A 2,239-nucleotide genomic window follows, 5' to 3' on the forward strand; every position below is an offset into this window, starting at 1 on the left:
ATTTACATTTTCATAGGAAGTAGGCGTAGCGATTTCTGGCGATCCAGCATCAGCAGCAGCCTGACTCTCATAATAAGTCACCGTATAAGATCCTGCATCTTGTCCGTCTAAAGCCAAGTCTTCGTTTTCTGTTAAATCAAAAATCCCATCTCCATCATTATCTTCATCACACTCCTCTATATCTGTTAATGTGCTGCCAATATTTACTACACTTACCTCTAATTCAAAATTACCTGTAATATAACAGTCTGTAAGATTAGCATTTTCAACTCTTACGAAAATTGTTTCTGTGATGTTTGCTGTAAAAGGATAGTTTACTGGATCTGGAATATTACCTGTTCCTGCATCCGCTTCAGCTTGGGTATTATAGTAAGTAATATTAAATTCAGTAGGATCTTGAGCTCCAAGAATATCTGCATCTTGAGTAATATTAATAGTTGTAATATTAGGAGTAAAACATTCTTCTATATTATTTAAAGTCTCTATGGTTGCTATATCGTAAAAAACAACTTCTATTTCATCAAAAGAAACATCACCATCCTCATCTTCTGTAGTAACTTGATATATACCCGTAGTACTTACCGTAATTACAGGATTAGTTTCTCCGGAAATAGGATCATAAACTCCCGTAGTTTCATTATAAATAGACCATTGATAACTAGTTGCTCCTATTGTCGTACCGTCTATCGTATAAGTCTCGCCCTCACAAAGTTCTTGATCCTCTCCTAAAGAGGTATCTAAAATAGAACAATCTGTAGTTCCTGCACCTCCAGTTTGCTGTAAACTGATATATCCCGCACCTTGATCATAATTTGTAATAACTATAATATAAATTTCTCCTTCTTCTGCATTTGGTATGGTAACATCTTCAATTGCTGCTCCTGAAAAGCTACAATCTACCTCATTAGCAGATGTTAGATTCCCACAATTACCTTCAGGTTCTGTAAATGGGCCCCATACAATAAAATCGACATCTAAACCTCCACCATTAAAAGTGGGACTCGTATTTTGTTCTAAAGTAAAATTTAAAGTTCCTGGTTCATCTATTTGAAGATAAAACCAAGCAGGATATGGCTGTGAGCCAAGACAACCGTAATCAGGTCCATTTTCTGCACCTGGCTCTCCTCCGTTTTGAGGATTAGCATTCGGAAAAACTAACTCGTCACTTCCCGCACAAAACGGGTTTAAATCTTCACAAAAAGAAGCTGCATTAGACTCAACCTCTACAGTGATTGTAATCTCTTCACTAGGGCAACTGTTGGCGTCATATATTATTAAAGTAACATCATAAGTTCCTATTTGAGAATAGGTATGTGCCGTATTTTGACCTACACCTGTATCTCCATCTCCAAAATCCCACTCATAAGTAGCTCCTGTTCCATCGCCATCTTCAAAAATACCGCTTCCTTGGAATAGAATAGACTCATTAAAAGTTACTATATAATTACCTCCTTCTAATTCAGATGGAGTAACATTGTCTATCTGCGCTGTAATTACTTGACAAGGCTCTCTACAATTTATTTCGGCTGCCCAGCCAGCTAAAGGTGATGTATTTCCATCTGGAACAAATTCTACCGTTAAACAACCTGAAGTATTTGTAGAAGATGCAAATACAAGACCCGGACTATTACCAAATTGATACTCCCCAATTAGTGGAGCCGCGGTTGAATCTCCATCATAAATATTCAGAACATCTGCTCCTCCTAAAAGAAATTGAGAGAAATTAAGTTCGGTAACTTGTCCCACTTGATCTGAACAAATAGTTATCACTTGAGCCACCCCACCGTTATCATTATAACCAGAACTAGGACCTCCATTATCATAAAAATTCCCCGAACATTGATCTACATTAGCATCACCCATTATCACGTTTTGCGAAAACAAGGAAATAGGAAGTAAAATAAAAATTAATAAGTATAACTTCTTCATAAAAATAGGATAAAATTTATTGAGTTTTCTAAAAGAAACAGTTTTAGAGGCGAAATTTAATAAAAATACAATAAAGTATAACTATTATTTCCCACTTTAAAATAAAACTGTTTTTCAACAATAGAACAACACTATAAACATAAATCCTACCCTCTCTATCAATATTTAATAATAAAATTCGTTCTACCGCAATTTCATAATCCTTTATTAACAAGAAACCCCACTACACCTTGTAAGATGTAGTGGGGTTTTATTTTGATGTTTTTCGCTTTCGCGGAAATAAACTTTTTAGCGCTTTAAGGTGAAGTTA

Annotated in this window: 1 protein-coding gene; it reads right to left on the minus strand. The window is 35.4% G+C overall.

All coding sequences use genetic code 11. The annotated features are described in order from the left end of the window. Positions 1-1,929: PKD domain-containing protein (locus LX95_RS14445; RefSeq protein WP_146240809.1), on the minus strand; the 1,929-nt coding region annotated here is incomplete at its 3' end. Positions 1,930-2,239 lie beyond the last annotated feature (310 nt).

Source organism: Mesonia algae, from assembly GCF_003253545.1.
Lineage (GTDB): Bacteria > Bacteroidota > Bacteroidia > Flavobacteriales > Flavobacteriaceae > Mesonia > Mesonia algae.